Source organism: Pseudomonas sp. JAI111 (assembly GCF_024809425.1).
Taxonomy (GTDB): Bacteria; Pseudomonadota; Gammaproteobacteria; order Pseudomonadales; family Pseudomonadaceae; genus Aquipseudomonas.
Genome location: NZ_JANUCB010000003.1, coordinates 655,208 through 679,668, shown reverse-complemented (window position 1 = coordinate 679,668; position 24,461 = coordinate 655,208). Strand labels below are relative to the sequence as shown.

23 protein-coding genes are annotated in these 24,461 nt (G+C 56.4%); 19 read left to right on the top strand and 4 right to left on the bottom strand.

Going from position 1 to position 24,461, the window contains the following annotated elements; all coding sequences use genetic code 11:
* Nucleotides 1-151: 151 nt before the first annotated feature.
* Genes gyrB through dnaA form a run of 4 tightly spaced genes read right to left on the bottom strand, consistent with a single transcriptional unit; the run spans nucleotide 152 to nucleotide 6,362 of the window.
* Nucleotides 152-2,569: a DNA topoisomerase (ATP-hydrolyzing) subunit B gene (gene gyrB, locus HNR03_RS14040; protein ID WP_222589151.1), complete on the bottom strand. Its 2,418-nt coding sequence runs from the start codon at nucleotides 2,567-2,569 to the stop codon at nucleotides 152-154.
* A gap of 5 nt (nucleotides 2,570-2,574) precedes the next feature.
* Nucleotides 2,575-3,678: a DNA replication/repair protein RecF gene (recF, locus tag HNR03_RS14035; RefSeq protein ID WP_007969883.1), complete on the bottom strand. Its 1,104-nt coding sequence runs from the start codon at nucleotides 3,676-3,678 to the stop codon at nucleotides 2,575-2,577.
* A gap of 20 nt (nucleotides 3,679-3,698) precedes the next feature.
* Entirely contained in the window at nucleotides 3,699-4,802 is a 1,104-nt protein-coding gene (dnaN, locus tag HNR03_RS14030; protein WP_017341709.1) for a DNA polymerase III subunit beta, read from the bottom strand.
* Between the two features lie 39 nt (nucleotides 4,803-4,841).
* On the bottom strand, nucleotides 4,842-6,362 hold the full coding sequence (gene dnaA, locus HNR03_RS14025; protein WP_222589150.1) for a chromosomal replication initiator protein DnaA: 1,521 nt from the start codon (nucleotides 6,360-6,362) through the stop codon (nucleotides 4,842-4,844).
* A gap of 567 nt (nucleotides 6,363-6,929) precedes the next feature.
* Here dnaA and rpmH point away from each other — a divergent pair.
* The 19 genes from rpmH to glmU all read left to right on the top strand — a co-directional run bounded on the left by rpmH (nucleotide 6,930) and on the right by glmU (nucleotide 24,415).
* The gene (rpmH, locus tag HNR03_RS14020) at nucleotides 6,930-7,064 is read left to right on the top strand and encodes a 50S ribosomal protein L34 (RefSeq protein WP_003213577.1); all 135 of its coding nucleotides are present in this window, start codon (nucleotides 6,930-6,932) and stop codon (nucleotides 7,062-7,064) included.
* A 16-nt stretch (nucleotides 7,065-7,080) separates the two neighbouring features.
* On the top strand, nucleotides 7,081-7,482 hold the full coding sequence (gene rnpA / locus HNR03_RS14015) for a ribonuclease P protein component (protein ID WP_003187205.1): 402 nt from the start codon (nucleotides 7,081-7,083) through the stop codon (nucleotides 7,480-7,482).
* Nucleotides 7,475-7,720 (top strand): membrane protein insertion efficiency factor YidD, encoded by a 246-nt coding sequence (yidD, locus tag HNR03_RS14010; protein WP_077430980.1) that lies wholly within the window; start codon nucleotides 7,475-7,477, stop codon nucleotides 7,718-7,720. Before rnpA ends, yidD begins: the two co-directional genes overlap by 8 nt.
* A gap of 2 nt (nucleotides 7,721-7,722) precedes the next feature.
* Complete coding sequence (gene yidC, locus HNR03_RS14005) at nucleotides 7,723-9,429, top strand: membrane protein insertase YidC (protein WP_259154148.1); 1,707 nt, start codon at nucleotides 7,723-7,725, stop codon at nucleotides 9,427-9,429.
* A 79-nt stretch (nucleotides 9,430-9,508) separates the two neighbouring features.
* A complete protein-coding gene (gene mnmE, locus HNR03_RS14000; protein WP_222589148.1) occupies nucleotides 9,509-10,879 on the top strand; it encodes a tRNA uridine-5-carboxymethylaminomethyl(34) synthesis GTPase MnmE in 1,371 nt (456 codons plus the stop codon).
* Between the two features lie 550 nt (nucleotides 10,880-11,429).
* A complete protein-coding gene (mnmG, locus tag HNR03_RS13995; RefSeq protein WP_222589147.1) occupies nucleotides 11,430-13,328 on the top strand; it encodes a tRNA uridine-5-carboxymethylaminomethyl(34) synthesis enzyme MnmG in 1,899 nt (632 codons plus the stop codon).
* Nucleotides 13,325-13,969, top strand: coding sequence for a 16S rRNA (guanine(527)-N(7))-methyltransferase RsmG (gene rsmG, locus HNR03_RS13990; protein ID WP_259154145.1), 645 nt, complete (start codon nucleotides 13,325-13,327; stop codon nucleotides 13,967-13,969). The genes mnmG and rsmG overlap by 4 nt, the downstream gene beginning before the upstream one ends.
* 18 nt (nucleotides 13,970-13,987) lie before the next feature.
* Complete coding sequence (locus HNR03_RS13985) at nucleotides 13,988-14,785, top strand: ParA family protein (protein ID WP_090177596.1); 798 nt, start codon at nucleotides 13,988-13,990, stop codon at nucleotides 14,783-14,785.
* A gap of 9 nt (nucleotides 14,786-14,794) precedes the next feature.
* Nucleotides 14,795-15,667, top strand: coding sequence for a ParB/RepB/Spo0J family partition protein (locus HNR03_RS13980; RefSeq protein WP_090177598.1), 873 nt, complete (start codon nucleotides 14,795-14,797; stop codon nucleotides 15,665-15,667).
* 148 nt (nucleotides 15,668-15,815) lie between these two features.
* Complete coding sequence (locus tag HNR03_RS13975) at nucleotides 15,816-16,223, top strand: F0F1 ATP synthase subunit I (RefSeq protein WP_090177601.1); 408 nt, start codon at nucleotides 15,816-15,818, stop codon at nucleotides 16,221-16,223.
* 16 nt (nucleotides 16,224-16,239) lie between these two features.
* Entirely contained in the window at nucleotides 16,240-17,109 is an 870-nt protein-coding gene (gene atpB, locus HNR03_RS13970) for a F0F1 ATP synthase subunit A (RefSeq protein ID WP_222589145.1), read from the top strand.
* Nucleotides 17,110-17,242: 133 nt separating this feature from the next.
* Complete coding sequence (gene atpE / locus HNR03_RS13965) at nucleotides 17,243-17,500, top strand: F0F1 ATP synthase subunit C (RefSeq protein WP_002555987.1); 258 nt, start codon at nucleotides 17,243-17,245, stop codon at nucleotides 17,498-17,500.
* 56 nt (nucleotides 17,501-17,556) lie between these two features.
* On the top strand, nucleotides 17,557-18,027 hold the full coding sequence (locus tag HNR03_RS13960; protein ID WP_007948090.1) for a F0F1 ATP synthase subunit B: 471 nt from the start codon (nucleotides 17,557-17,559) through the stop codon (nucleotides 18,025-18,027).
* 12 nt (nucleotides 18,028-18,039) lie between these two features.
* Nucleotides 18,040-18,576, top strand: a complete 537-nt coding sequence (locus HNR03_RS13955) for a F0F1 ATP synthase subunit delta (RefSeq protein WP_222589144.1) — start codon at nucleotides 18,040-18,042, stop codon at nucleotides 18,574-18,576.
* Between the two features lie 21 nt (nucleotides 18,577-18,597).
* Nucleotides 18,598-20,142, top strand: a complete 1,545-nt coding sequence (gene atpA, locus HNR03_RS13950; RefSeq protein ID WP_090177609.1) for a F0F1 ATP synthase subunit alpha — start codon at nucleotides 18,598-18,600, stop codon at nucleotides 20,140-20,142.
* Between the two features lie 50 nt (nucleotides 20,143-20,192).
* Nucleotides 20,193-21,053: a F0F1 ATP synthase subunit gamma gene (atpG, locus tag HNR03_RS13945; protein ID WP_090177612.1), complete on the top strand. Its 861-nt coding sequence runs from the start codon at nucleotides 20,193-20,195 to the stop codon at nucleotides 21,051-21,053.
* A 27-nt stretch (nucleotides 21,054-21,080) separates the two neighbouring features.
* A complete protein-coding gene (atpD, locus tag HNR03_RS13940) occupies nucleotides 21,081-22,460 on the top strand; it encodes a F0F1 ATP synthase subunit beta (RefSeq protein WP_222589143.1) in 1,380 nt (459 codons plus the stop codon).
* Between the two features lie 45 nt (nucleotides 22,461-22,505).
* Nucleotides 22,506-22,931 carry a F0F1 ATP synthase subunit epsilon gene (locus tag HNR03_RS13935; RefSeq protein ID WP_222589142.1) on the top strand — a complete coding sequence of 142 codons (426 nt, stop codon included), beginning with the start codon at nucleotides 22,506-22,508 and terminating at the stop codon, nucleotides 22,929-22,931.
* A gap of 116 nt (nucleotides 22,932-23,047) precedes the next feature.
* A complete protein-coding gene (glmU, locus tag HNR03_RS13930) occupies nucleotides 23,048-24,415 on the top strand; it encodes a bifunctional UDP-N-acetylglucosamine diphosphorylase/glucosamine-1-phosphate N-acetyltransferase GlmU (protein WP_222589141.1) in 1,368 nt (455 codons plus the stop codon).
* Nucleotides 24,416-24,461 lie beyond the last annotated feature (46 nt).

Below are 24,461 nucleotides of genomic sequence, written 5' to 3'. Positions count from 1 at the left end.
AAAGGTCATCAAGCGGATGGCTTACGGTTACCGGGACAGCGAGTTCTTTTTCATGAAGATCAAGAGCGTCTTTCCCGGTAATCCGTGAAGAACCATAAAAAAGGCCAACGCTGAGCGTTGGCCTTTTGGGTTTGGCAGGATCTGCGCTGAATCAGAAGTCCAGGTTGGAAACCGCCAAGGCGTTGCTTTCGATGAAGTCACGACGAGGTTCGACCGCATCACCCATCAGGGTGTTGAAGATCTGGTCTGCGCCAATGGCGTCTTCGATGGTCACTTTGAGCATCCGGCGTTGGCTAGGGTCCATGGTGGTTTCCCACAGCTGATCCGGGTTCATCTCGCCCAGACCTTTGTATCGCTGGATGGTGTGACGCTTGGTGCTTTCAGCCATCAGCCATTCAAGAGCTTCCTTGAACTCGGTGACCGGCTTCTTGCGCTCGCCACGCTGGATGTACGCGCCGTCGTCCAGCAAGGTGCTCAGTTGAGCGCCGAGGGATACCACGGTTTTGTAGTCGTTGCTGCCAAAGAAGTCGCGGTTGAAGGTGACGTAGTTCGACAGGCCATGAGAGATCAACTCGACCTCTGGCAGCCAGACGTTACGTTCACGGTCTTCACGCAGGCTGGCTTTGTACACCAGGCCGGACTTCTCAACGGTGCGCAGACGAACTTCGTACTGAGCCAGCCAATCCTGCATCGCTGCGTGATCGGACAGTTGCTCCATGCTCACTGCAGGCAGGTAGATGAAGTGTTCGGTCAGTTCCTGTGGGTACAGGCGCGACAGACGCTTGAGGGTCTTCATCACCAGACGGAAGTCATTCACCAGACGCTCAAGGGCCGGGCCGGAGATACCCGGTGCTTCCTCGTTCAGGTGCAGGCTCGCGTCTTCCAGGGCCGACTGCGTCATGTACTCTTCCATGGCGTCGTCGTCTTTGATGTATTGCTCTTGCTTGCCTTTCTTGACCTTGTACAGCGGCGGCTGGGCGATGTAGATGTAGCCGCGCTCGATCAGCTCAGGCAACTGACGGAAGAAGAAGGTCAGCAGCAGGGTACGGATGTGCGAACCGTCGACGTCAGCATCGGTCATGATGATGATGTTGTGATAACGCAGCTTCGCAATGTTGTACTCGTCGCGACCAATGCCGCAGCCGAGTGCGGTAATCAAGGTGCCCACTTCTTGCGAAGAGATCATCTTGTCGAATCGCGCTTTTTCAACGTTCAGGATCTTGCCTTTGAGCGGCAGGATGGCCTGGGTTTTACGGTTACGTCCCTGCTTGGCGGAGCCGCCAGCAGAGTCACCTTCCACGAGGTACAGTTCGGAAAGGGCAGGGTCCTTTTCCTGGCAGTCAGCCAGTTTGCCCGGCAGGCCGGCAATATCCAGCGCGCCTTTACGACGGGTCATCTCACGGGCTTTACGCGCAGCTTCCCGAGCACGAGCAGCATCGATCATCTTGCCGACGACGAGCTTGGCTTCGTTAGGGTTTTCCAGCAGGAAGTCGGAGAAGTACTTGCCCATTTCCTGTTCGACCGCGGTCTTCACTTCGGAAGAGACCAGCTTGTCTTTGGTCTGGGAGCTGAACTTCGGATCAGGTACTTTCACCGAAATGATAGCGGTCAGGCCTTCACGAGCATCGTCACCAGTGGTGGCGACCTTGTGCTTCTTCGCCAGACCTTCAGCTTCGATGTAGGTGTTCAGGTTACGCGTCAGTGCGGAACGGAAACCCACCAAGTGAGTACCACCATCGCGCTGTGGAATGTTGTTGGTGAAGCACAACAGGTTCTCGTTGAAGCTGTCGTTCCACTGCAGGGCGATTTCCACGCCGATGCCGTCTTCACGCTGAATGTTGAAGTGGAACACCTGGTTGACCGGAGTCTTGTTGGTGTTCAGGTACTCAACGAACGCACGCAGGCCGCCTTCGTACTTGAACAGCTCTTCCTTGCCGCTGCGCTCATCCTTGAGGACGATGCCAACACCGGAGTTTAGGAAGGACAGTTCGCGGATCCGCTTGGCCAGGATATCCCAGCTGAAATGGATATTTTTGAAGGTCAGGTCGGATGGTTTGAAGTGAATCTGGGTACCGGTGGTTTCGCTCTCGCCGACGATTTTCATCGGCTCTTTCGGTACACCGTGGATGTAGGTCTGTTCCCAGATCTTGCCACTGCGGCGAACGGTCAGGACCAGCTCTTCAGACAGGGCGTTAACAACCGAAACACCTACACCGTGCAGACCGCCGGAAACCTTGTACGAGTTGTCGTCGAACTTACCGCCGGCGTGCAGTACGGTCATGATGACCTCAGCTGCCGAGACGCCTTCTTCTTTGTGCACGTCTACCGGGATGCCACGACCGTTGTCGCGAACGGTGATGGATTCGTCCGGGTGGATGATGATGCTGATGTCGTCGCAATGGCCAGCCAGTGCTTCGTCGATCGAGTTGTCGACCACCTCGAACACCATGTGGTGCAGACCGCTGCCATCGTCGGTGTCACCAATGTACATACCGGGACGTTTGCGTACGGCATCCAGGCCTTTCAGCACTTTAATGCTCGTTGAGTCGTACGTATTTTCTTCGCTCAATGCCTTCACTCCCGATGGTCGTGGGTCTGGGTGATACGGCCCTGTTCCACGTGGAACAGAGCGACTGGCGTTTCCGTCTGCCAGCCTTCCCTCAATAATTCGTGATCTACACAGGTGATAAACACCTGGCAGCGTAAGTCTTCCAGCAAGCGGCAGAGCGCGCGACGGTGGTGCTCGTCCAGTTCGGACGGCAGGTCATCCACCAGATAAATACACTGGCCGCGCCGGGCCTGGCTCACCAGGTGCCCCTGGGCAATCCGCAATGCACAGACCACTAACTTCTGCTGGCCGCGGGACAAGATGTCTGCGGCATTATGTGCGCCCAATCTGAGACGCAAATCAGCACGTTGTGGTCCGGCCTGGGTGTGACCCATTTGCTGATCCCGCTGAAGGGAACCGGCGAGCACTGCGCTCAATTCTCGGTCCTTGTCCCAACCTCGGTAATAGCTGAGCGTCAAACCTTCAAGCTCAACCAGTTCGCTCAAGGTCTGTTCAAAGACTGGTTTCAAGGCTTTGATGTAAGCGCGGCGGTATTCATCAATTTCAGCGCTGGCCTGGCACAGCTCCCTGTCCCAAACCGCTTGCGAAACGGCGTCAAGTGTACCATGCCGCAGCCAAGAGTTTCTCTGGCGCAGGGCCTTCTGCAAGCGCTGCCAAGTTGACATGAATCGCGGTTCCACGTGGAACACGCCCCAGTCGAGAAACTGCCGGCGAATCTTGGGTGCACCTTCCAGCAAGCGAAAGCTGTCAGGGTTAATCAGCTGCAGCGGCAGGATTTCTGCCAGCTGTGCCGCACTGCGGGCGTTCTGCCCATCGATACGGATCTGAAATTCGCCCTGACGGTCGCGGGAGATTCCCAAGGCGCTGTGCCCACCTTCCGCCAACTCCACCTGACCAAACACCGTACACGCCAACTGCTCGTACTGGATCACCGGCAACAGACGGGTGCTACGAAACGAACGGGCAAGCCCCAGCAGGTGGATGGCTTCCAGAACACTGGTTTTGCCGCTGCCGTTGGCGCCGTAAAGAATATTGATTCGGGGGGAGGGGGAGAAGGTCACCGGGTGCAGATTACGCACCGCGGTGACCGAGACGCGACTTAAGGACATCTAGCTTCTGCTGAGCATGATTACAGACGCATCGGCATGACAACGTAGGCCGAATCGTCGTTGTCGGACTCTTGCACCAGCGCACTGCTGTTGGAGTCGGACAGGATCAAACGAACCTGCTCTGTGGTCATCACACCCAGCACGTCGAGCAAATAGCTTACGTTGAAGCCGATTTCCAGATTGCCGCCGTTGTACTCGACGCCAACTTCTTCTTCAGCTTCTTCCTGCTCCGGGTTGTTCGCCTGGATCTTCAACTGACCGTTGGCCAATTGCAGACGAATACCACGGTATTTCTCGTTGGAGAGAATCGCGGTACGGCTGAACGCTTCACGTAATGCCTGACGATCACCCAATACCAGTTTGTCGCCGCCTTTAGGCAGAACGCGCTCGTAGTCAGGGAACTTGCCGTCGACCAGCTTCGAGGTGAAGGTGAATTCGCCGGTGGTCGCGCGGATATGATGCTGACCCAGCACAATGCTGACAATGCCGTCCGGCTCGGTCAGCAGGCGCGCCAGTTCAAGGATACCCTTGCGCGGCACGATGACCTGGTGACGATCCGGCTGACCAATATCGGCCTGCATCGAGCACATGGCCAGACGGTGCCCGTCAGTGGCCACGGCACGGATGATCCCGGCAGAGACTTCCAGCAGCATGCCGTTGAGGTAATAACGTACGTCTTGCTGGGCCATGGCGAAGCTGGTGCGTTCGATCAGACGACGCAGTTTGCTTTGCTCCAGGCTGCAGGTCAGCGAGCCAGGACCTTCTTCGACGGTCGGGAAATCGTTGGCTGGCAGGGTCGACAGGGTGAAGCGGCTACGGCCGGCTTTCACCACCAGCTTCTGCTCGTCGACCTTGATGTCGATCAGCGCGTCGTTCGGCAGGCTCTTGCAGATGTCCATCAACTTGCGCGCAGGCACAGTAATGGAGCCCGGGTCCGCAGGCTCTTCGAGTTGCACACGACCGACCAGCTCGACTTCCAGGTCGGTACCGGTCAGCGACAATTGCTGGCCTTCGACAACCAGCAGCACGTTGGAGAGCACCGGCAAGGTCTGGCGGCGCTCGACGACGCCTGCGACCAGTTGCAGGGGTTTCAACAGGGCTTCGCGTTGAATGGTGAAATGCATGGTCTAGTCCCTTGCCTTAATAAGCTGCGCTGGTGTTCATCAAGTGGTCAGTGTACGCAGCAGGTTCTTGTAGTCCTCGCGGATGTCCGCGTCGGATTCCTTAAGTTCGTTGATCTTGCGGCAAGCGTGCAACACGGTGGTGTGGTCCCGGCCGCCAAACACATCGCCGATTTCGGGCAGGCTGTGGTTAGTCAACTCCTTGGACAACGCCATTGCAACCTGACGCGGACGTGCGACCGAGCGTGAACGACGCTTGGACAGCAGGTCGGAAATCTTGATCTTGTAGTACTCGGCGACCGTGCGCTGAATGTTATCCACAGAGACCAGTTTGTCTTGCAGCGCCAACAAGTCTTTCAGGGATTCACGAATCAACTCGATGGTGATGTCGCGGCCCATGAAGTGCGAGTGGGCGATCACGCGTTTCAGCGCGCCTTCCAGCTCACGGACGTTGGAGCGAATACGTTGTGCGATAAAGAACGCCGCATCGTGTGGCAGATCGACTTTGGCCTGATCGGCCTTTTTCATCAGGATCGCTACGCGGGTTTCCAGCTCTGGCGGCTCGACCGCTACGGTCAGGCCCCAGCCGAAGCGGGATTTGAGGCGCTCTTCAAGGCCTTCGATTTCTTTAGGATAGCGGTCACTGGTGAGAATGACCTGCTGACCACCTTCAAGCAGGGCGTTGAAGGTGTGGAAAAACTCTTCCTGGGAACGCTCTTTGCGGGCAAAGAACTGAATGTCATCGATCAGCAACGCATCCACCGAACGGTAGAAGCGCTTGAACTCGTTGATTGCGTTCAGTTGCAGCGCCTTGACCATGTCGGCCACGAACCGCTCCGAATGCAGGTAAACCACCTTGGCATTCGGGTTCTTCTTTAATAGGTGGTTACCCACCGCGTGCATCAAGTGGGTTTTACCCAAGCCGACGCCGCCATAAAGGAAGAGCGGGTTGTAACCGTGCTTCGGGTTATCCGCCACTTGCCAGGCCGCAGCCCGGGCCAACTGGTTGGACTTACCTTCGACGAAGTTTTCGAAGGTGAAGGTGCGGTTCAGGTAACTGGTGTGCTTGAGCGCGCCCTCGACCTGCACGGTGCGCTGCTCGGAGCGAACCGGGGCCTGTTGCGAACTGGCCCCGGCCATCGGATCGAAGCTGTCACGCGACGGCTCTTCACTGACCTCGGCAACTTTTTGCGTCGCGCGCTTGGTCGGTGTCGTCGCCGGGGCGGGCGCCGGAGCGTTCACTGGCGCTTGGCTCGCCTGAGCTTGGGACGCAGCAGCGGCCAACGGCGCATTTGGAGCCGCACGCGGTGCTGAACTGCGTTTGCTGCCTATTAATAAGGAAAGCGCAGGCGCCATGCCATTGCCATGCTCATCCAGCAGTTCGAGGACACGGCCCAGGTACTTTTCGTTGACCCAGTCGAGAACAAAACGATTCGGTGCGTAGACACGCAACTCGTCGCCTTCGGCTTCGACCTGTAGTGGACGGATCCAAGTGTTGAATTGTTGGGCAGGCAGCTCATCGCGCAAAAGCTCCACGCACTGCTGCCAAAGTTCCACTGACACGGATATCCCCTAAGTTGAAAGCCGGTGAGGCAAAAACAAGCGGCCATTGTAGCGGCCAGACGTCCACTTATCCACATGCAGGTTGCGCACAGGCCATGAATTATCAACGCGTTACCCCTCATAAAGGCGACCAATGGTATGTGCATAAGCTCTGTGGATAACCGACCATGAGGGCACTGGACAAGTGGGGGCGAAACTCGGTGGATAACCTGCCTGTGGATAACTGGCCGTTCCACACACAGCTTATCCGATAGCGCAGCACAGGCTGACCACCGTTTCCCACTGTAGTTGTCATTCTCTGTACAGCACGATGTATAAGGGCTAAAGCCACTTATCCACAGAAGATCGCGCCCCTAGCTTTTATAAGCTTTACAAAAAAGCTTTAAATAACTTCCTTCTTTATTTCTATATCTAGCGAAGGCTGTGCGAACGAGAAAACGCCTGGAGATCTATTTATAAGGAAACGTTGGTTGGAAATTGACCTAGAGGCTTGCTTTCTCTAGAATCCCCGGTCTCTTAAAACGGGGGCCATTCCGGCCCGTTGTGGACGAACCAGGTAACACGACAATGAAACGTACTTTCCAACCAAGCACTATCAAACGCGCTCGTACCCACGGTTTCCGTGCTCGCATGGCTACCAAGAACGGTCGTGCCGTCCTGTCGCGTCGTCGCGCCAAAGGTCGTGCGCGTCTGGCAGTTTGATAATCCGGCACTGGAGGTGAGTCAGGACTTCAGTCGGGAAAAGCGTCTGCTTACTCCCCGGCATTTCAAGGCAGTCTTTGACTCCCCTACCGGCAAGGTTCCGGGGAAAAATCTCCTGCTCCTTGCGCGCAACAACGATCTCGATCACCCCCGTCTAGGGCTGGTTATCGGGAAAAAGAGCGTAAAGCTCTCCGTCGAGCGCAATCGCCTCAAACGTCTGATGCGCGAATCGTTTCGCCTGAACCAGGATTCACTGGTCGGTTGGGACATCGTAATCGTCGCGCGCAAAGGTTTGGGTGACGTAGAAAACCCCGAATTGATTCAGCATTTCGGCAAGCTCTGGAAGCGTCTGGCACGTAGCAAGCCGGTACCAGCAGTCAACACCGAAACTGTAGGGGTAGACAGTCCCGATGCGTAAACTGGCACTCGTTCCGATCCAGTTCTATCGCTATGCCATTAGTCCCCTGATGGCCAACCACTGTCGCTTCTACCCCAGTTGTTCCTGCTACGCGTTAGAAGCCATAGAAAATCATGGTCTTCTGCGCGGTGGCTGGCTGGCCTTTCGTCGTTTAGGTCGCTGTCATCCGTGGAATCCCGGTGGTTATGACCCGGTTCCACCTATCCCTACCTCCCGTTCTTCTTCGATGGCCGAGTAATCATGGATATCAAACGCACGATCCTGATCGTCGCCCTGGCAATCGTGTCCTACGTTATGGTTCTTAAATGGAACCAGGACTATGGCCAGGCTGCCCTGCCGACTCAGAATGTTGCTTCCAGTACTTCCGCACCGGGCCTACCGGACACGGCGACTGGCAATAATGCTTCTGTCAGTGACGACATTCCACGCGCCGCAAGCGATACCAGTGCGACTGCACCTGCTGAAACATCGGTAGCTGCAAGCAAAGACCTCATCCAGATCAAAACGGATGTGCTCAATCTGGCTATCGATCCACAAGGTGGTGATGTTGCCCAGCTGACGCTGCCGCTGTATCCACGTCGCCAGGACCATCCGGAAATTCCATTCCAGTTGTTCGATAACGGCAACGAGCGGACTTATCTGGCCCAGAGCGGTTTGATCGGTACCGATGGTCCGGACGCAAGTCCTGCCGGTCGTCCGGTTTACTCCTCGGAGAAGAAGATCTACCAACTGGCTGACGGTCAGGACCAATTGGTCGTGGACCTGAAGTTCAGCAAGGACGGCGTCAACTACATCAAGCGTTTCACCGTGAAACGTGGCCTGTATGACGTAACCGTTACCTACTTGATCGACAACGAAAGCACCAAGCCTTGGTCCGGTGCGATGTTCGCTCAATTGAAGCGTGACGCCAGCGCCGATCCATCGTCCAGCACTGCCACCGGTACCGCGACTTACCTGGGCGCTGCCCTGTGGACAAGTAACGAGCCGTACAAGAAAGTGTCCATGAAGGACATGGACAAGGTGACCGAAGACAAAACCAAGCCACCAATCACCTATAACGTGAATGGCGGCTGGGTTGCATGGTTGCAGCACTATTTTGTAACCGCGTGGATTCCTCAGCCGGGTCAGAACAATGCGGTAGTTGCTCGTAAAGATGGCAAGGGCAACTACATCATCGGCTACACCGCGCCAGCAATTACTGTTGCGCCAGGTGCGAAGGCCGAGACCAGCGCAGTTCTGTACGCAGGTCCGAAAAGCCAGGCTGTGCTGAAACAGTTGTCCCCAGGTCTGGAACTGACCGTGGACTACGGCATCCTGTGGTTCATTGCCCAGCCAATTTTCTGGCTGCTGCAACACATCCACGCGCTGGTCGGTAACTGGGGCTGGTCGATCATTTTCCTGACCATGCTGATCAAAGGGCTTTTCTTCCCGCTGTCGGCTGCCAGCTACAAATCGATGGCCCGCATGCGTGCAGTGGCACCGAAACTGGCCGCGCTGAAAGAGCAACATGGCGACGACCGGCAGAAAATGTCGCAATCCATGATGGAGCTGTACAAGAAAGAGAAGATCAATCCGCTGGGTGGTTGCTTGCCAATCCTCGTGCAGATGCCGGTTTTCCTTTCGTTGTACTGGGTTCTGCTGGAAAGCGTTGAAATGCGCCAAGCGCCATTCATGCTGTGGATTACTGACCTGTCGATCAAGGATCCGTTCTTCATTCTGCCGATCATCATGGGTGCAACCATGTTCATCCAGCAGCAGTTGAACCCTACACCTCCGGATCCGATGCAGGCCAAGGTGATGAAGCTGATGCCAATCATCTTTACCTTCTTCTTCCTGTGGTTCCCGGCAGGTCTGGTGCTGTACTGGGTAGTGAACAACTGCCTGTCCATCACTCAACAGTGGTATATCACTCGTAAAATCGAAGCGGCTACCAAAGCAGCTGCCTGATTTACACTGTGGATAACCACTCAAAACGCCCCCTAGTGGGGCGTTTTGCTATCTGTCACTTTTGTCTGGATACCGGTTTATGAGCGTTCCTCGTGAAACCATTGCAGCCGTCGCCACCGCTCAAGGTCGCGGGGGTGTGGGCATCGTCCGTATTTCCGGACCGTTGGCGAGTGTTGCCGCCAAGGCGATCAGCGGTCGCGAACTCAAACCCCGATTTGCCCATTACGGCCCGTTTCTCAGTGAAAACGAAGAGGTGCTGGACGAAGGCATCGCGTTGTATTTCCCGGGACCGAACTCCTTCACCGGCGAAGACGTGCTTGAACTGCAGGGGCACGGCGGTCCGATCGTGCTGGACATGTTGCTCAAGCGTTGCCTGGAACTGGGCTGTCGTCTCGCCCGTCCGGGTGAATTCAGTGAGCGTGCGTTCCTCAATGACAAACTCGATCTGGCCCAGGCGGAAGCTATCGCCGACTTGATCGAGGCAAGTTCTGCACAGGCCGCACGCAACGCGCTGCGTTCATTGCAGGGAGCATTTTCCCAACGTGTGCATAACCTCACCGAACAACTGATTGGCCTGCGCATCTACGTCGAGGCGGCGATCGATTTTCCGGAAGAAGAAATCGATTTCCTTGCGGACGGTCACGTACTGGCCATGCTCGACAAAGTGCGTGATGAATTATCCACAGTGCTTCGCGAAGCCGGGCAAGGTGCCTTGTTGCGTGACGGGATGACGGTGGTCATTGCCGGTCGTCCGAACGCCGGTAAATCCAGCCTGCTGAATGCATTGGCCGGTCGGGAAGCTGCGATCGTCACCGAGATTGCCGGCACCACCCGTGACATTCTTCGCGAACATATCCACATCGATGGCATGCCGCTGCACGTGGTCGACACTGCAGGCCTGCGTGATACCGATGACCAGGTGGAAAAGATAGGGGTCGAACGGGCGTTGAAAGCCATTGGCGAGGCTGATCGGGTTCTGCTGGTGGTTGATGCAACCGCTCCCGAGGCACTTGATCCATTCGCTTTATGGCCGGAATTCCTTGAAATCCGCCCGGATCCATCCAAAGTCACACTGATTCGCAATAAAGCGGACCTTACCGGGGAAGCGATTGCCCTGGAAGTCAGTGACGATGGCCACGTCACGATCAGCCTCAGTGCGAAATCCGCCGGCATGGGTCTGGAACTGCTACGCGAGCATCTCAAGGCATGCATGGGCTACGAGCAGACCTCGGAAAGCAGCTTCAGTGCACGCAGGCGTCACCTTGAGGCGCTGCGACATGCCAGCGCGTCCCTTGAGCATGGCCGTGCACAGTTAACGCTGGCAGGGGCCGGCGAACTGCTGGCCGAAGATTTGCGTCAGGCTCAGCACTCTCTCGGTGAAATCACCGGTGCCTTCAGCTCCGATGATCTGCTGGGACGCATTTTCTCCAGCTTCTGCATCGGTAAATAGCCCCTTCGTTATTCACAGACAGGCCATTCGAGCCTGTCTGTTTCCTCGCTTATCTAAATTTTTATCCAGTGCCGAGCATATTCCTTCCGCTCGAGCGGATTTTCCGTGCCTGCAATTCCCTCAATCAGCGCTTTTCTGTGGATTAAGCCCTGTGAGTAACTGCCACTAAGGGCAGTTGATAACAGGGCCTCAAAACTGAAGATAACCGCCCCTGTGGATAACCACCCCTTTAATCCACAGGCTTAACCCGGTTATCCAAGGGCCTCATTGGCACATGACCACAGGGTTTTGAATCTCTGTACATATTGAATATAAAGGGCTGTAGAGATCTATCCACAGAAAGGTGCCTCAGTAGAAATAAACATAAAAACAAAGATTTAATAAATTTCTCTCTTTTTAATTTCTATAACCCTGACTTCTCCACAGCTGGTTAAATTTTGTGCAAAGGGTTCTTTAGGAAGGGCGAAGTCCCTATACTTGCCGACCAGGTATAGAAACCTGAGCTCAAACTATTCCTGATTACCTGACTGAAGCAGGCACGAGGTGCGTGGTGGATTTCCCTTCCCGTTTTGAAGTGATCGTCATCGGCGGCGGTCATGCCGGTACCGAGGCAGCACTGGCGTCAGCACGCATGGGGGCAAAAACCCTGTTGCTGACGCATAACGTGGAAACCCTCGGTGCCATGAGTTGCAACCCCGCCATTGGTGGGATCGGTAAAAGCCACCTGGTCAAGGAAATCGATGCCCTCGGCGGCGCGATGGCCATGGCAACCGATAAGGGCGGTATTCAATTTCGCGTGTTGAACAGCCGCAAAGGCCCTGCCGTGCGTGCAACTCGCGCCCAGGCAGACCGGATTCTGTACAAAGCCGCTGTCCGCGAAACATTGGAAAACCAGCCCAACCTGTGGATATTTCAACAAGCCGCTGATGACCTGATCGTCGAACAGGAACAAGTGCGCGGTGTGGTTACCCAAATGGGCCTGCGTTTCCTGGCAGATTCCGTGGTATTGACCACTGGCACCTTCCTCGGCGGACTTATCCACATCGGAATGCAGAATTATTCCGGTGGCCGCGCCGGCGATCCGCCATCGATTGCCCTGGCTCGCCGCCTGCGTGAATTGCCGCTGCGCGTCGGTCGCTTGAAAACCGGTACACCGCCCCGTATCGATGGTCGTTCTGTGGATTTCTCGGTTATGACCGAGCAAGCAGGCGATACTCCGATCCCGGTGATGTCGTTCATGGGCTCCAAAGAGCAGCATCCGAGACAGGTCAGCTGCTGGATTACCCACACCAACGCCCGTACCCACGAAATCATTGCCGCCAACCTTGATCGTTCGCCGATGTATTCCGATGCCGGACAGATCGAAGGCATCGGCCCACGTTATTGCCCGTCGATTGAAGACAAGATCCATCGCTTTGCCGACAAGGAAAGCCATCAGGTCTTCATCGAACCGGAAGGCTTGACCACCCACGAGCTGTACCCGAACGGGATATCCACATCCTTGCCGTTCGACGTGCAATTGCAGATCGTGCAATCGATTCGTGGCATGGAAAACGCGCACATCGTGCGTCCGGGCTATGCCATCGAATACGACTATTTCGACCCGCGTGACCTGAAGTACAGCCTCGAAACCAAAGTCATTGGCGGTCTGTTTTTCGCCGGGCAAATCAACGGCACTACCGGCTACGAAGAAGCTGGCGCTCAAGGTTTGCTGGCCGGGGCCAACGCCGCCCTGCGTGCACAGGGCAAAGACGCCTGGTGCCCGCGCCGCGACGAGGCGTACATCGGAGTACTGGTTGACGACCTGATTACCCTCGGTACTCAAGAGCCGTACCGGATGTTCACTTCCCGTGCCGAGTACCGCCTGATTCTGCGTGAAGACAACGCCGATCTGCGCTTGACCGAAAAAGGTCGCGAGTTGGGTTTGGTCGATGACGCGCGCTGGGCGGCGTTCTGCAAGAAACGCGAAAGCATCGATCTGGAAGAGCAACGCCTGAAAAGTACCTGGGTCCGTCCCGGGACTGAGCAGGGCGATGCAATTTCCGAGAAGTTCGGTACGCCGCTGACCCACGAATACAATTTGCTCAACCTGCTGAGCCGTCCGGAAATCGACTACGCTGGTCTGATCGCCGTCACCGGTGGAGGCGCAGAAGATCCACAGGTCGCCGAGCAGGTCGAAATCAAGACCAAGTACGCCGGTTACATCGATCGTCAACAGGATGAAATCGCTCGCCTGCGAGCCAGCGAAGACACAAAACTGCCTGTGGATATCGATTACACGAACATTTCCGGTCTTTCCAAAGAGATCCAGAGCAAGCTCGGTGCGACCCGTCCAGAGACATTGGGCCAGGCATCACGTATCCCGGGCGTTACCCCGGCAGCGATTTCGCTGTTGATGATTCATTTGAAAAAACGCGGCGCGGGCCGTCAGTTGGAGCAAAGCGCTTGAGTTCGTTGGTCACCTCGCAACACGCCGAAGAGTTATCCACAGGTGCTCGCCAGCTCGGTGTCACACTGACAGAAACCCAGCACGCGCAGCTGCTGGGTTATCTGGCCCTGTTGATCAAATGGAACAAGGCTTACAACCTGACCGCCGTGCGTGATCCGGACGAAATGGTTTCCCGTCACTTGCTCGACAGTCTGAGCGTGATGTCGTTTGTCGAAAACGGCCGCTGGCTGGACGTTGGCAGCGGTGGTGGTATGCCGGGGATTCCGCTGGCCGTCCTGTTTCCAGAGTCACAAGTGACTTGCCTGGACAGCAACGGCAAGAAAACCCGCTTCCTGACCCAGGTCAAACTCGAACTCAAACTGGATAACCTGCAAGTTATCCACAGTCGCGTCGAAGCCTTCCAGCCTGCCCAGCCCTTCAACGGGATTATTTCCCGGGCTTTCAGCAGCATGGAAAACTTCAGCAACTGGACTCGCCACCTCGGCGATGCCGATACACGCTGGCTGGCAATGAAGGGCGTTCATCCGGCCGATGAGCTGGTAGCATTGCCGGCAGACTTCCACCTCGATAGCGAACACGCCCTGGCCGTACCTGGTTGCCAAGGCCAACGCCATCTGCTGATACTGCGCCGCACGGCATGATTGGGAACACAAGCAAGAATGGCTAAGGTATTCGCGATTGCGAACCAAAAGGGTGGTGTGGGCAAAACCACCACCTGCATCAACCTCGCAGCTTCCCTGGTCGCTACCAAGCGCCGGGTGCTGTTGATCGATCTCGATCCACAAGGCAACGCCACCATGGGTAGCGGTGTGGATAAACACGGCCTGGAAAACTCGGTCTACGACCTGCTGATCGGCGAATGCGACCTGGCTCAGGCCATGCACTATTCCGAGCACGGTGGTTACCAGCTGTTGCCGGCCAACCGCGACCTGACCGCGGCGGAAGTGGTTCTGCTGGAAATGCAGATGAAGGAAAGTCGCCTGCGCAGCGCGCTGGCACCGATCCGCGAAAACTACGATTACATTTTGATCGACTGCCCGCCGTCGCTGTCGATGCTTACGCTTAACGCACTGGTCGCCGCTGACGGGGTAATTATCCCCATGCAGTGCGAGTATTTTGCGCTCGAAGGCTTGAGCGACCTTGTGGATAACATCAAGCGAATCGCTGAATTGCTCAACCCGAACCTGAAAGTCGAAGGCCTGCTGCGGACCATGTATGACCCGCGCCTGAGCCTGATGAATGATGTTTCGGCGCAGCTCAAGGAACACTTCGGCGAGCAGCTGTACGACACCGTCATCCCACGAAACATCCGTCTGGCCGAAGCACCCAGCTATGGCATGCCGGCACTGGCTTATGACAAAGCATCGCGTGGCGCAATCGCCTATCTGGCATTGGCCGGCGAGCTGGTTCGTCGTCAACGCAAAAACTCACGCACTGCCGCCGCTCAGGCAACTTAAGGAATCCCCATGGCCGTCAAGAAACGAGGTCTCGGACGTGGACTGGATGCACTGCTGAGTGGTCCGACTGTCAGCTCGCTGGAAGAACAAGCGGTGCAAGCCGACCAGCGTGAGCTGCAGCACCTGCCCCTGGACCTGATCCAGCGCGGCAAGTACCAGCCGCGCCGGGACATGGATCCTCAGGCGCTGGAAGAGCTGGCGCAGTCGATCAAGGCCCAGGGCGTGATGCAGCCGATCGTTGTTCGTCCGATCGGCAGCGGTCGCTTCGAAATCATCGCCGGTGAACGCCGTTGGCGCGCCAGTCAGCAGGCCGGCAAGGAAACCATCCCGGCGATGGTCCGCGATGTGCCGGATGAAACGGCGATCGCCATGGCGCTGATCGAGAACATCCAGCGCGAAGACCTCAATCCGATTGAAGAAGCGGTGGCCTTGCAGCGTCTGCAGCAGGAATTCCAGCTGACGCAGCAACAAGTGGCCGAAGCAGTGGGCAAATCCCGCGTGACTGTGGCCAACCTGCTACGCTTGATCGCGTTGCCGGAAGTTATCAAGACCATGCTGTCGCACGGTGACCTGGAAATGGGTCATGCCCGTGCTTTGCTCGGTTTACCGGAGAATCAACAGGTTGAAGGGGCGCGACATGTTGTCGCACGGGGGCTGACTGTGCGCCAAACCGAGGCACTGGTTCGCCAGTGGTTGAGTGGCAAACAGGAGCCTGCTGAACCGGTAAAGCCGGACCCGGATATCGCCCGACTCGAGCAGCGCCTGGCTGAGCGCCTAGGCTCTGCGGTGCAGATCCGCCACGGTAAGAAGGGCAAAGGGCAGTTGGTAATTGGTTATAACTCCCTCGATGAGCTACAAGGTGTGCTTGCACATATTCGTTGAAACATTTCCTCATGTAGCGTGCAGGCGGAAATCACTACCTGACAGTTGAATAGGGGCTGAACCGCCCCTATACTCTGCGCGCATTTTGTCGGCACAAATTATGCCAAGTTATTGAATTCTGGCAGCCGACCATTGGAGAGCAATAGTGATGGAAACACGCACGCCAAACCGCTTGCCGTTCCATCGCCTGGCAGTTTTTCCGGTGTTAGCGGCTCAATTTGTCGTTTTGCTGATCGCCGCTTTGGCGCTCTGGCAATGGCACGGAGTCGTTGCCGGGTACTCAGGACTCTGCGGAGGTCTGATAGCCTTGCTGCCCAATGTTTATTTCGCTCACAGGGCATTTCGGTTTTCCGGCGCCCGAGCAGCTCAAGCCATCGTCCGGTCTTTTTATGCCGGTGAGGCGGGCAAACTGATTTTGACGGCAGTGCTCTTTGCATTGACGTTCGCAGGTGTGAAGCCATTGGCGCCGCTAGCTGTATTCGGCGTCTTCGTGTTGACCCAACTGGTCAGCTGGTTCGCGCCCCTGCTGATGAGAACAAGACTTTCGAGACCTTAGGGCGTTTGAGGCAACCATGGCAGAAACAACCGCTTCGGGCTATATCCAGCACCACTTGCAGAACCTGACCTTCGGGCAGCACCCAACTGGCGGGTGGGGTTTTGCCCACACCGCAGCAGAAGCCAAAGAAATGGGCTTCTGGGCTTTCCACGTCGATACCCTCGGCTGGTCGGTCGCGTTGGGTCTGATTTTCGTTCTTCTTTTCCGCATGGCGGCAAAGAAAGCGACTTCCGGTCAGCCTGGTGCTTTGCAGAACTTCGTTGAAGTATTGGTCGAATTCGTCGATGGCAGCGTGAAAGACAGCTTCCATGGCCGTAGCCCGGTGATTGCACCGTTGGCGCTGACCATCTTCGTCTGGGTGTTCCTGATGAACGCCGTCGACCTGATCCCGGTCGACTGGATTCCTCAGCTGGCCATCCTGATTACCGGCGACCACCACATTCCGTTCCGTGCAGTGTCGACCACTGACCCGAACGCGACCCTGGGCATGGCCCTGTCGGTGTTCGCGCTGATCATCTTCTACAGCATCAAGGTCAAGGGCATCGGCGGCTTCATCGGCGAACTGACCCTGCACCCGTTCGGCAGCAAGAACATCTTCGTTCAAGCACTGCTGATTCCGGTGAACTTCCTGCTGGAGTTCGTGACGCTGGTGGCCAAGCCAATCTCCCTGGCACTGCGTCTGTTCGGCAACATGTACGCCGGCGAGCTGGTCTTCATTCTGATTGCTGTGATGTTCGGCAGCGGTCTGCTCTGGCTTAGCGGCCTGGGCGTAGTTCTGCAGTGGGCGTGGGCTGTGTTCCACATCCTGATCATCACCCTGCAGGCGTTTATCTTCATGATGCTGACCATCGTTTACTTGTCGATGGCGCACGAAGAGAACCATTAAGACCAGTCTCGACTGGTCTGATGTCCCACTCGGTCAAACGAGTGGGGGCCCGAACTGGGCTATGAAACGATTTGTTTTACCGCTTTAAAATCTAAAAAACCTAAACCATACGACGTAAAAGTCGGGAGGAAAGATGGAAACTGTAGTTGGTCTAACCGCTATCGCTGTTGCACTGTTGATCGGCCTGGGCGCACTGGGCACCGCAATTGGTTTCGGCCTGTTGGGTGGCAAGTTCCTGGAAGGCGCAGCGCGTCAGCCAGAGATGGTTCCAATGCTGCAAGTTAAAATGTTCATCGTTGCCGGTCTGCTCGACGCCGTAACCATGATCGGTGTTGGTATCGCTCTGTTCTTCACTTTCGCGAACCCATTCGTTGGTCAACTCGCTGGCTAATTACTCGAACCTTCGAGTAATTGGTGTGATGTGCAACGAACGAGCGAGGTGTTGGCGTGAACATTAATGCAACCCTGATTGGCCAGTCCGTTGCGTTCTTCATTTTTGTACTGTTTTGCATGAAGTTCGTGTGGCCTCCGGTCATCGCGGCTTTGCACGAACGTCAGAAGAAGATCGCGGATGGACTGGACGCTGCCGCCCGAGCAGCTCGCGACCTGGAATTGGCCCAAGATAAAGCGGGTCAACAACTGCGCGAAGCAAAAGCTCAGGCAGCCGAAATCATTGAGCAAGCCAAGAAACGCGGTAACCAGATCGTCGAAGAGGCTGTTGAAAAAGCCCGTATCGACGCTGACCGTGTGAAGGTTCAGGCTCAGGCCGAGATCGAGCAGGAACTGAACAGTGTCAAAGACGCGCTGCGTGCCCAATTGGGTAGCCTGGCAGTCTCCGGCGCCGAGAAGATCCTGGGTTCCACAATCGATCAAAACGCGCACGCGGAGCTGGTAAATAAACTGGCTGCTGAAATTTAAGCGAGGGCGATCATGGCAGAATTGACCACGTTGGCCCGACCTTACGCTAAGGCAGCCTTCGAGCACGCCCAGGCCCACCAGCAACTGGCCTCTTGGTCAGCCATGCTCGGCCTGGCTGCAGCAGTGTCGCAAGACGACACCATGCAGCGCGTGCTCAAGGCCCCGCGACTGACGAGCGCAAACAAGGCCGCCACGTTCATTGACGTGTGCGGCGACAAGTTTGATGTCAAGGCACAGAACTTCATCAACGTCGTTGCCGAAAACGACCGTCTCCCGCTTTTGCCGGAGATATCCGCTCTGTTCGACCTGTACAAGGCTGAACAAGAGAAGTCGGTAGACGTTGAAGTGACCAGTGCTTTTGCATTGAACCAAGAACAGCAAGACAAACTCGCCAAGGTTCTCAGTGCACGACTCAACCGGGAAGTGCGCCTGCAAGTCGAGGAAGACAAATCCCTTATTGGGGGCATTGTCATCCGCGCCGGCGACCTGGTTATCGATGGCTCGGTTCGCGGCAAACTCGCGAGCCTTGCCGAAGCATTGAAATCTTGAGTTTGAAGGGGCAGCAGAGCAATGCAGCAACTCAATCCTTCCGAAATAAGTGAAATTATCAAGGGCCGCATCGACAAGCTCGATGTGACCTCCCAAGCCCGTAACGAAGGCACAGTCGTCAGCGTATCTGACGGTATCGTGCGGATTCACGGTCTGGCCGACGTAATGTACGGCGAGATGATCGAGTTTCCGGGCGGCGTCTTCGGTATGGCTCTCAACCTGGAGCAAGACTCCGTAGGTGCCGTTGTATTGGGCTCCTACCAGTCTCTGGCTGAAGGCATGAGCGCCAAGTGCACCGGCCGCATCCTCGAAGTTCCGGTTGGTAAGGAACTGCTGGGTCGCGTAGTCGACGCACTGGGTAACCCAGTTGACGGCAAAGGTCCGCTGAACAACACCGAGACCGATGCGGTCGAGAAAGTTGCTCCAGGCGTGATCTGGCGTAAGTCGGTAGACCAGCCTGTACAGACTGGCTACAAGGCTGTCGATGCCATGATCCCTGTCGGCCGTGGCCAGCGTGAGCTGATCATCGGTGACCGTCAGATCGGTAAAACCGCTCTGGCGATCGACGCGATCATCAACCAGAAAAACAGCGGTATCTTCTGCGTCTACGTAGCCATTGGTCAGAAACAATCGACCATCGCCAACGTGGTTCGCAAGCTGGAAGAAAACGGCGCACTGGCTAACACCATCGTCGTGGCCGCGAGCGCTTCGGAATCTGCAGCACTGCAATTCCTGGCACCGTACTCCGGTTGCACCATGGGTGAATTCTTCCGCGACCGCGGTGAAGACGCGCTGATCGTTTATGACGATCTGTCCAAGCAAGCAGTGGCTTACCGCCAGATTTCCCTGCTGCTGCGCCGTCCACCAGGCCGTGAAGCTTACCCAGGCGACGTGTTCTATCTCCACTCCCGTCTGCTGGAGCGCGCATCGCGCGTTTCGGAAGAATACGTAGAGAAGTTCACCAACGGCGCAGTGACCGGCAAAACCGGTTCCCTGACCGCACTGCCGATCATCGAAACCCAGGCTGGCGACGTTTCCGCGTTCGTTCCGACCAACGTGATTTCCATCACCGACGGTCAGATCTTCCTGGAATCGGCCATGTTCAACTCCGGGATCCGTCCTGCTGTGAACGCCGGTGTTTCGGTATCCCGTGTGGGTGGTGCCGCTCAGACCAAGATCATCAAGAAGCTCTCCGGTGGTATCCGTACCGCTCTGGCTCAGTACCGTGAACTGGCGGCATTCGCCCAGTTCGCTTCTGACCTGGACGAAGCGACCCGTAAGCAACTTGAGCATGGTCAGCGCGTTACCGAGCTGATGAAGCAGAAGCAATACGCACCAATGTCGATCGCTGACATGGCGCTGTCGCTGTATGCCGCTGAGCGTGGGTTCCTGACTGACGTCGAAATCGCCAAGATCGGCAGCTTTGAACAAGCGCTGATTTCTTACTTCAACCGCGATCACGCCGATTTGATGGCGAAGATCAACGTGAAGGGTGACTTCAATGACGAAATCGATGCAGGCATGAAAGCCGGTATCGAGAAGTTCAAGGCCACCCAAACCTGGTAAGCCGCAGCGGGAGCCGCAAGGCTCCCGCTTGCTAACCTGATAGGTGTTACATGGCAGGCGCAAAAGAGATTCGCAGTAAGATTGCGAGCATCAAAAGCACGCAAAAGATTACCAGCGCCATGGAAAAAGTGGCGGTCAGCAAAATGCGCAAGGCACAAATGCGCATGTCGGCTAGCCGTCCTTATGCGGAGCGCATCCGCCAGGTTATTGGCCATCTGGCCAACGCCAACCCGGAATATCGCCACCCATTCATGATCGACCGTGAAGTAAAGCGTGTCGGTTATGTCGTGGTGAGCAGTGACCGTGGTCTGTGTGGTGGCTTGAACACCAACCTGTTCAAGGCCCTGGTCAAGGACATGGCGGTAAACCGCGAAAACGGCGTCGAGATCGATCTGTGTGTTGTTGGTAGCAAGGGTGCGGCTTTCTTCCGCAACTTCGGCGGTAACGTCGTTGCAGCTATCAGCCACCTGGGTGAAGAGCCGTCGATCAATGACCTGATCGGCAGCGTCAAGGTGATGCTGGATGCCTACCTGGACGGCCGTATTGATCGCCTGTCCGTGGTATCCAACAAGTTCATCAACACCATGACGCAACAGCCTACCGTGGAGCAGTTGATTCCATTGGTGGCAACCCCGGATCAGGAACTCAAGCACCACTGGGATTATCTGTACGAACCGGACGCCAAAGAGCTGCTTGACGGCTTGATGGTCCGTTACGTGGAGTCGCAGGTCTACCAGGCGGTGGTCGAGAACAACGCGGCTGAACAAGCTGCGCGGATGATCGCGATGAAAAACGCTACCGACAACGCCGGTGATTTGATCAGCGATTTGCAGCTGGTCTACAACAAGGCGCGTCAGGCTGCGATCACCCAAGAGATCTCGGAAATCGTCGGCGGCGCTGCCGCGGTTTAACGGTTCAAATATTCAGAGGATCCAGCTATGAGTAGCGGACGTATCGTTCAAATCATCGGCGCCGTTATCGACGTGGAATTTCCACGCGACAGCGTACCGAGCATCTACAACGCGCTGAAAGTAGTGAGCGCGGCTGAAACCACCCTGGAAGTTCAGCAGCAGCTGGGCGACGGCGTGGTTCGTACCATTGCGATGGGTTCCACCGAGGGCTTGAAGCGCGGTCTGGAAGTCACTGACTCTGGCGCAGCCATCTCCGTACCGGTCGGTAAAGCGACTCTGGGCCGGATCATGGACGTTCTGGGTAACCCGATCGACGAAGCTGGCCCGATCGCCACCGAAGAGCGCTGGGGCATTCACCGTCCTGCGCCAACCTTCGCTGAACAAGCGGGCGGCAACGACCTGCTGGAAACCGGCATCAAGGTTATCGACCTGGTTTGCCCGTTCGCCAAGGGCGGTAAAGTAGGTCTGTTCGGTGGTGCCGGTGTAGGCAAAACCGTAAACATGATGGAATTGATCCGTAACATCGCCATCGAGCACAGCGGTTATTCCGTGTTCGCCGGTGTGGGTGAGCGTACTCGTGAGGGTAACGACTTCTACCACGAGATGAAGGATTCCAACGTTCTGGACAAAGTGGCACTGGTTTACGGTCAGATGAACGAGCCGCCGGGTAACCGTCTGCGCGTAGCACTGACCGGCCTGACTATGGCCGAGAAGTTCCGTGACGAAGGTAACGACGTTCTGCTGTTCGTCGACAACATCTATCGTTACACCCTGGCCGGTACTGAAGTATCCGCACTGCTGGGCCGTATGCCTTCCGCAGTAGGTTACCAGCCGACCCTGGCCGAAGAGATGGGTACTCTGCAAGAGCGTATCACTTCGACCAAAAACGGTTCGATCACCTCGATCCAAGCGGTATACGTACCTGCGGATGACTTGACTGACCCGTCGCCAGCGACCACTTTCGCCCACTTGGACGCCACCGTCGTTCTGTCCCGTGACATCGCTTCCCTGGGTATCTACCCAGCGGTCGATCCACTCGACTCGACTTCGCGCCAGCTGGACCCGAACGTAATCGGCCAGGATCACTACGACACCGCTCGCGGTGTACAGTATGTTCTGCAACGTTACAAAGAACTGAAGGACATCATTGCGATCCTGGGTATGGACGAGCTGTCGGAAGCCGACAAGCAGTTGGTAAACCGTGCTCGTAAGATCCAGCGTTTCTTGTCGCAGCCGTTCTTCGTGGCTGAAGTCTTCACCGGTGCTTCGGGTAAATACGTTTCCCTGAAAGACACCATTGCTGGCTTCAAAGGCATCCTCAACGGTGACTACGACCACCTGCCAGAACAAGCGTTCTACATGGTCGGCGGCATCGAAGAAGCGATCGAGAAAGCCAAGAAACTGTAATCCCGGCGCCTGGCAACGGGCGCTAATTTAGGTTGAGGCAATCAGATGGCTATGACAGTCCATTGCGATATCGTCAGCGCGGAAGGAGAAATCTTTTCCGGTCTGGTCGAGATGGTGATTGCGCACGGTGCACTGGGTGATCTTGGTATCGCCCTGGGTCACGCGCCGCTGATCACTAATCTCAAGCCGGGCCCGATCCGCCTGGTCAAGCAGGGCGGGGAAGAGGAGGTGTATTACATCTCCGGTGGTTTCCTCGAGGTTCAGCCGAACATGGTCAAGGTTCTTGCCGATACCGTGCAACGTGCTGCCGACCTGGATGAAGCCTCCGCTCTGGAAGCCGTTAAGGCTGCCGAGAAGGCCTTGCATGAGCGGGGCGCGGAATTCGATTACGGTTCTGCATCCGCACGTCTGGCCGAGGCTGCAGCTCAGCTGCGCACCGTCCAGCAGATCCGCAAGAAGTTTGGCCACTAATAGGCCATCGCTTGTTGCGCGATTGATTAAAAAGGGTAGCCTCGGCTACCCTTTTTTCTTTTTCGACTTTCATAACCTGGTCGCAGCCGCTGACCACCCAGGATTGGTAGCCAGTCATGTCTTTAGAAATCGTTATTCTCGCTGCCGGCCAAGGCACTCGCATGCGTTCGGCGTTGCCGAAAGTTCTGCATCCCATTGCCGGCAATTCGATGCTCGGCCATGTTATCCACAGCGCACGACAACTTGATCCACAGCGCATCCATGTGGTGATCGGTCATGGCGCCGAAGCCGTGCGTGAGCGCCTGGCGGCGGACGATCTGAATTTCGTCCTGCAGGACAAGCAGTTGGGTACCGGTCATGCGGTGGCGCAAGCCGTGCCATTCATCGAGTCCGACACCGTGCTGATTCTGTACGGTGACGTGCCTTTGATTGAAGTCGAAACCCTGCAGCGTTTGCTCAAGAAAGTTGCACCGCAGCAACTGGGTTTGCTTACCGTTGAACTGGATGACCCGACGGGTTACGGCCGTATCGTCCGTGATGCCGACGGTAAGGTCACCGCCATAGTCGAGCAGAAAGATGCCAACGAGGCCGAGCGCGCGATCACTGAAGGCAACACCGGGATTTTGGCCCTGCCTTTCGCGCAATTGGGTGGATGGATGAGCCGTCTCTCCAATAACAACGCCCAAGGCGAGTATTACCTGACCGACGTGATCGCGATGGCGGTCAGCGATGGTCTGGTGGTAGCCACCGAGCAACCACACGACGCCATGGAAGTGCAGGGCGCCAACGATCGCAAGCAGCTCTCTGAACTCGAGCGCCACTACCAGTTGCGTGCTGGTCGCCGATTGATGGCGCAAGGCGTGACCCTGCGTGATCCGGCACGTTTCGATGTTCGTGGTGAAATCACCGTGGGCCGCGATGTGCTGATCGACATCAACGTGATCCTCGAAGGCAAAGTGGTCATCGAAGATGATGTGGTGATCGGTCCGAACTGCGTGATCAAGGACAGCACCCTGCGCAAAGGCGTGGTGATCAAGGCCAACAGCCATATCGAAGGCGCGATTCTGGGTGAGGGCAGCGATGCCGGTCCGTTCGCACGGTTGCGTCCAGGTACGGTGCTTGAGGCCCGCGCGCATGTGGGTAACTTTGTCGAACTGAAAAACGCGCATCTGGGTGAAGGCGCAAAAGCTGGTCACCTGACGTACTTGGGTGATGCCGAAGTCGGCGCGCGCACCAACATTGGCGCAGGCACCATCACCTGCAATTACGACGGCGCCAACAAGTGGAAAACCGTGCTGGGTGAAGACGTATTCATCGGCTCCAACAACTCGCTGGTGGCGCCTGTGGATATCTCTTCCGGTGCAACGACGGCAGCCGGTTCGACGATCACCCAGAATGTGGATAACGCGCAGTTGGCGGTTGGTCGGGCGCGGCAGAAGAACATCGATGGCTGGAAGCGGCCGGAGAAGATCAAGAAAAGCTGAGTTATCCACAAACGTTTTTCAAGTTTGAGTTATTCACAGCCTGATC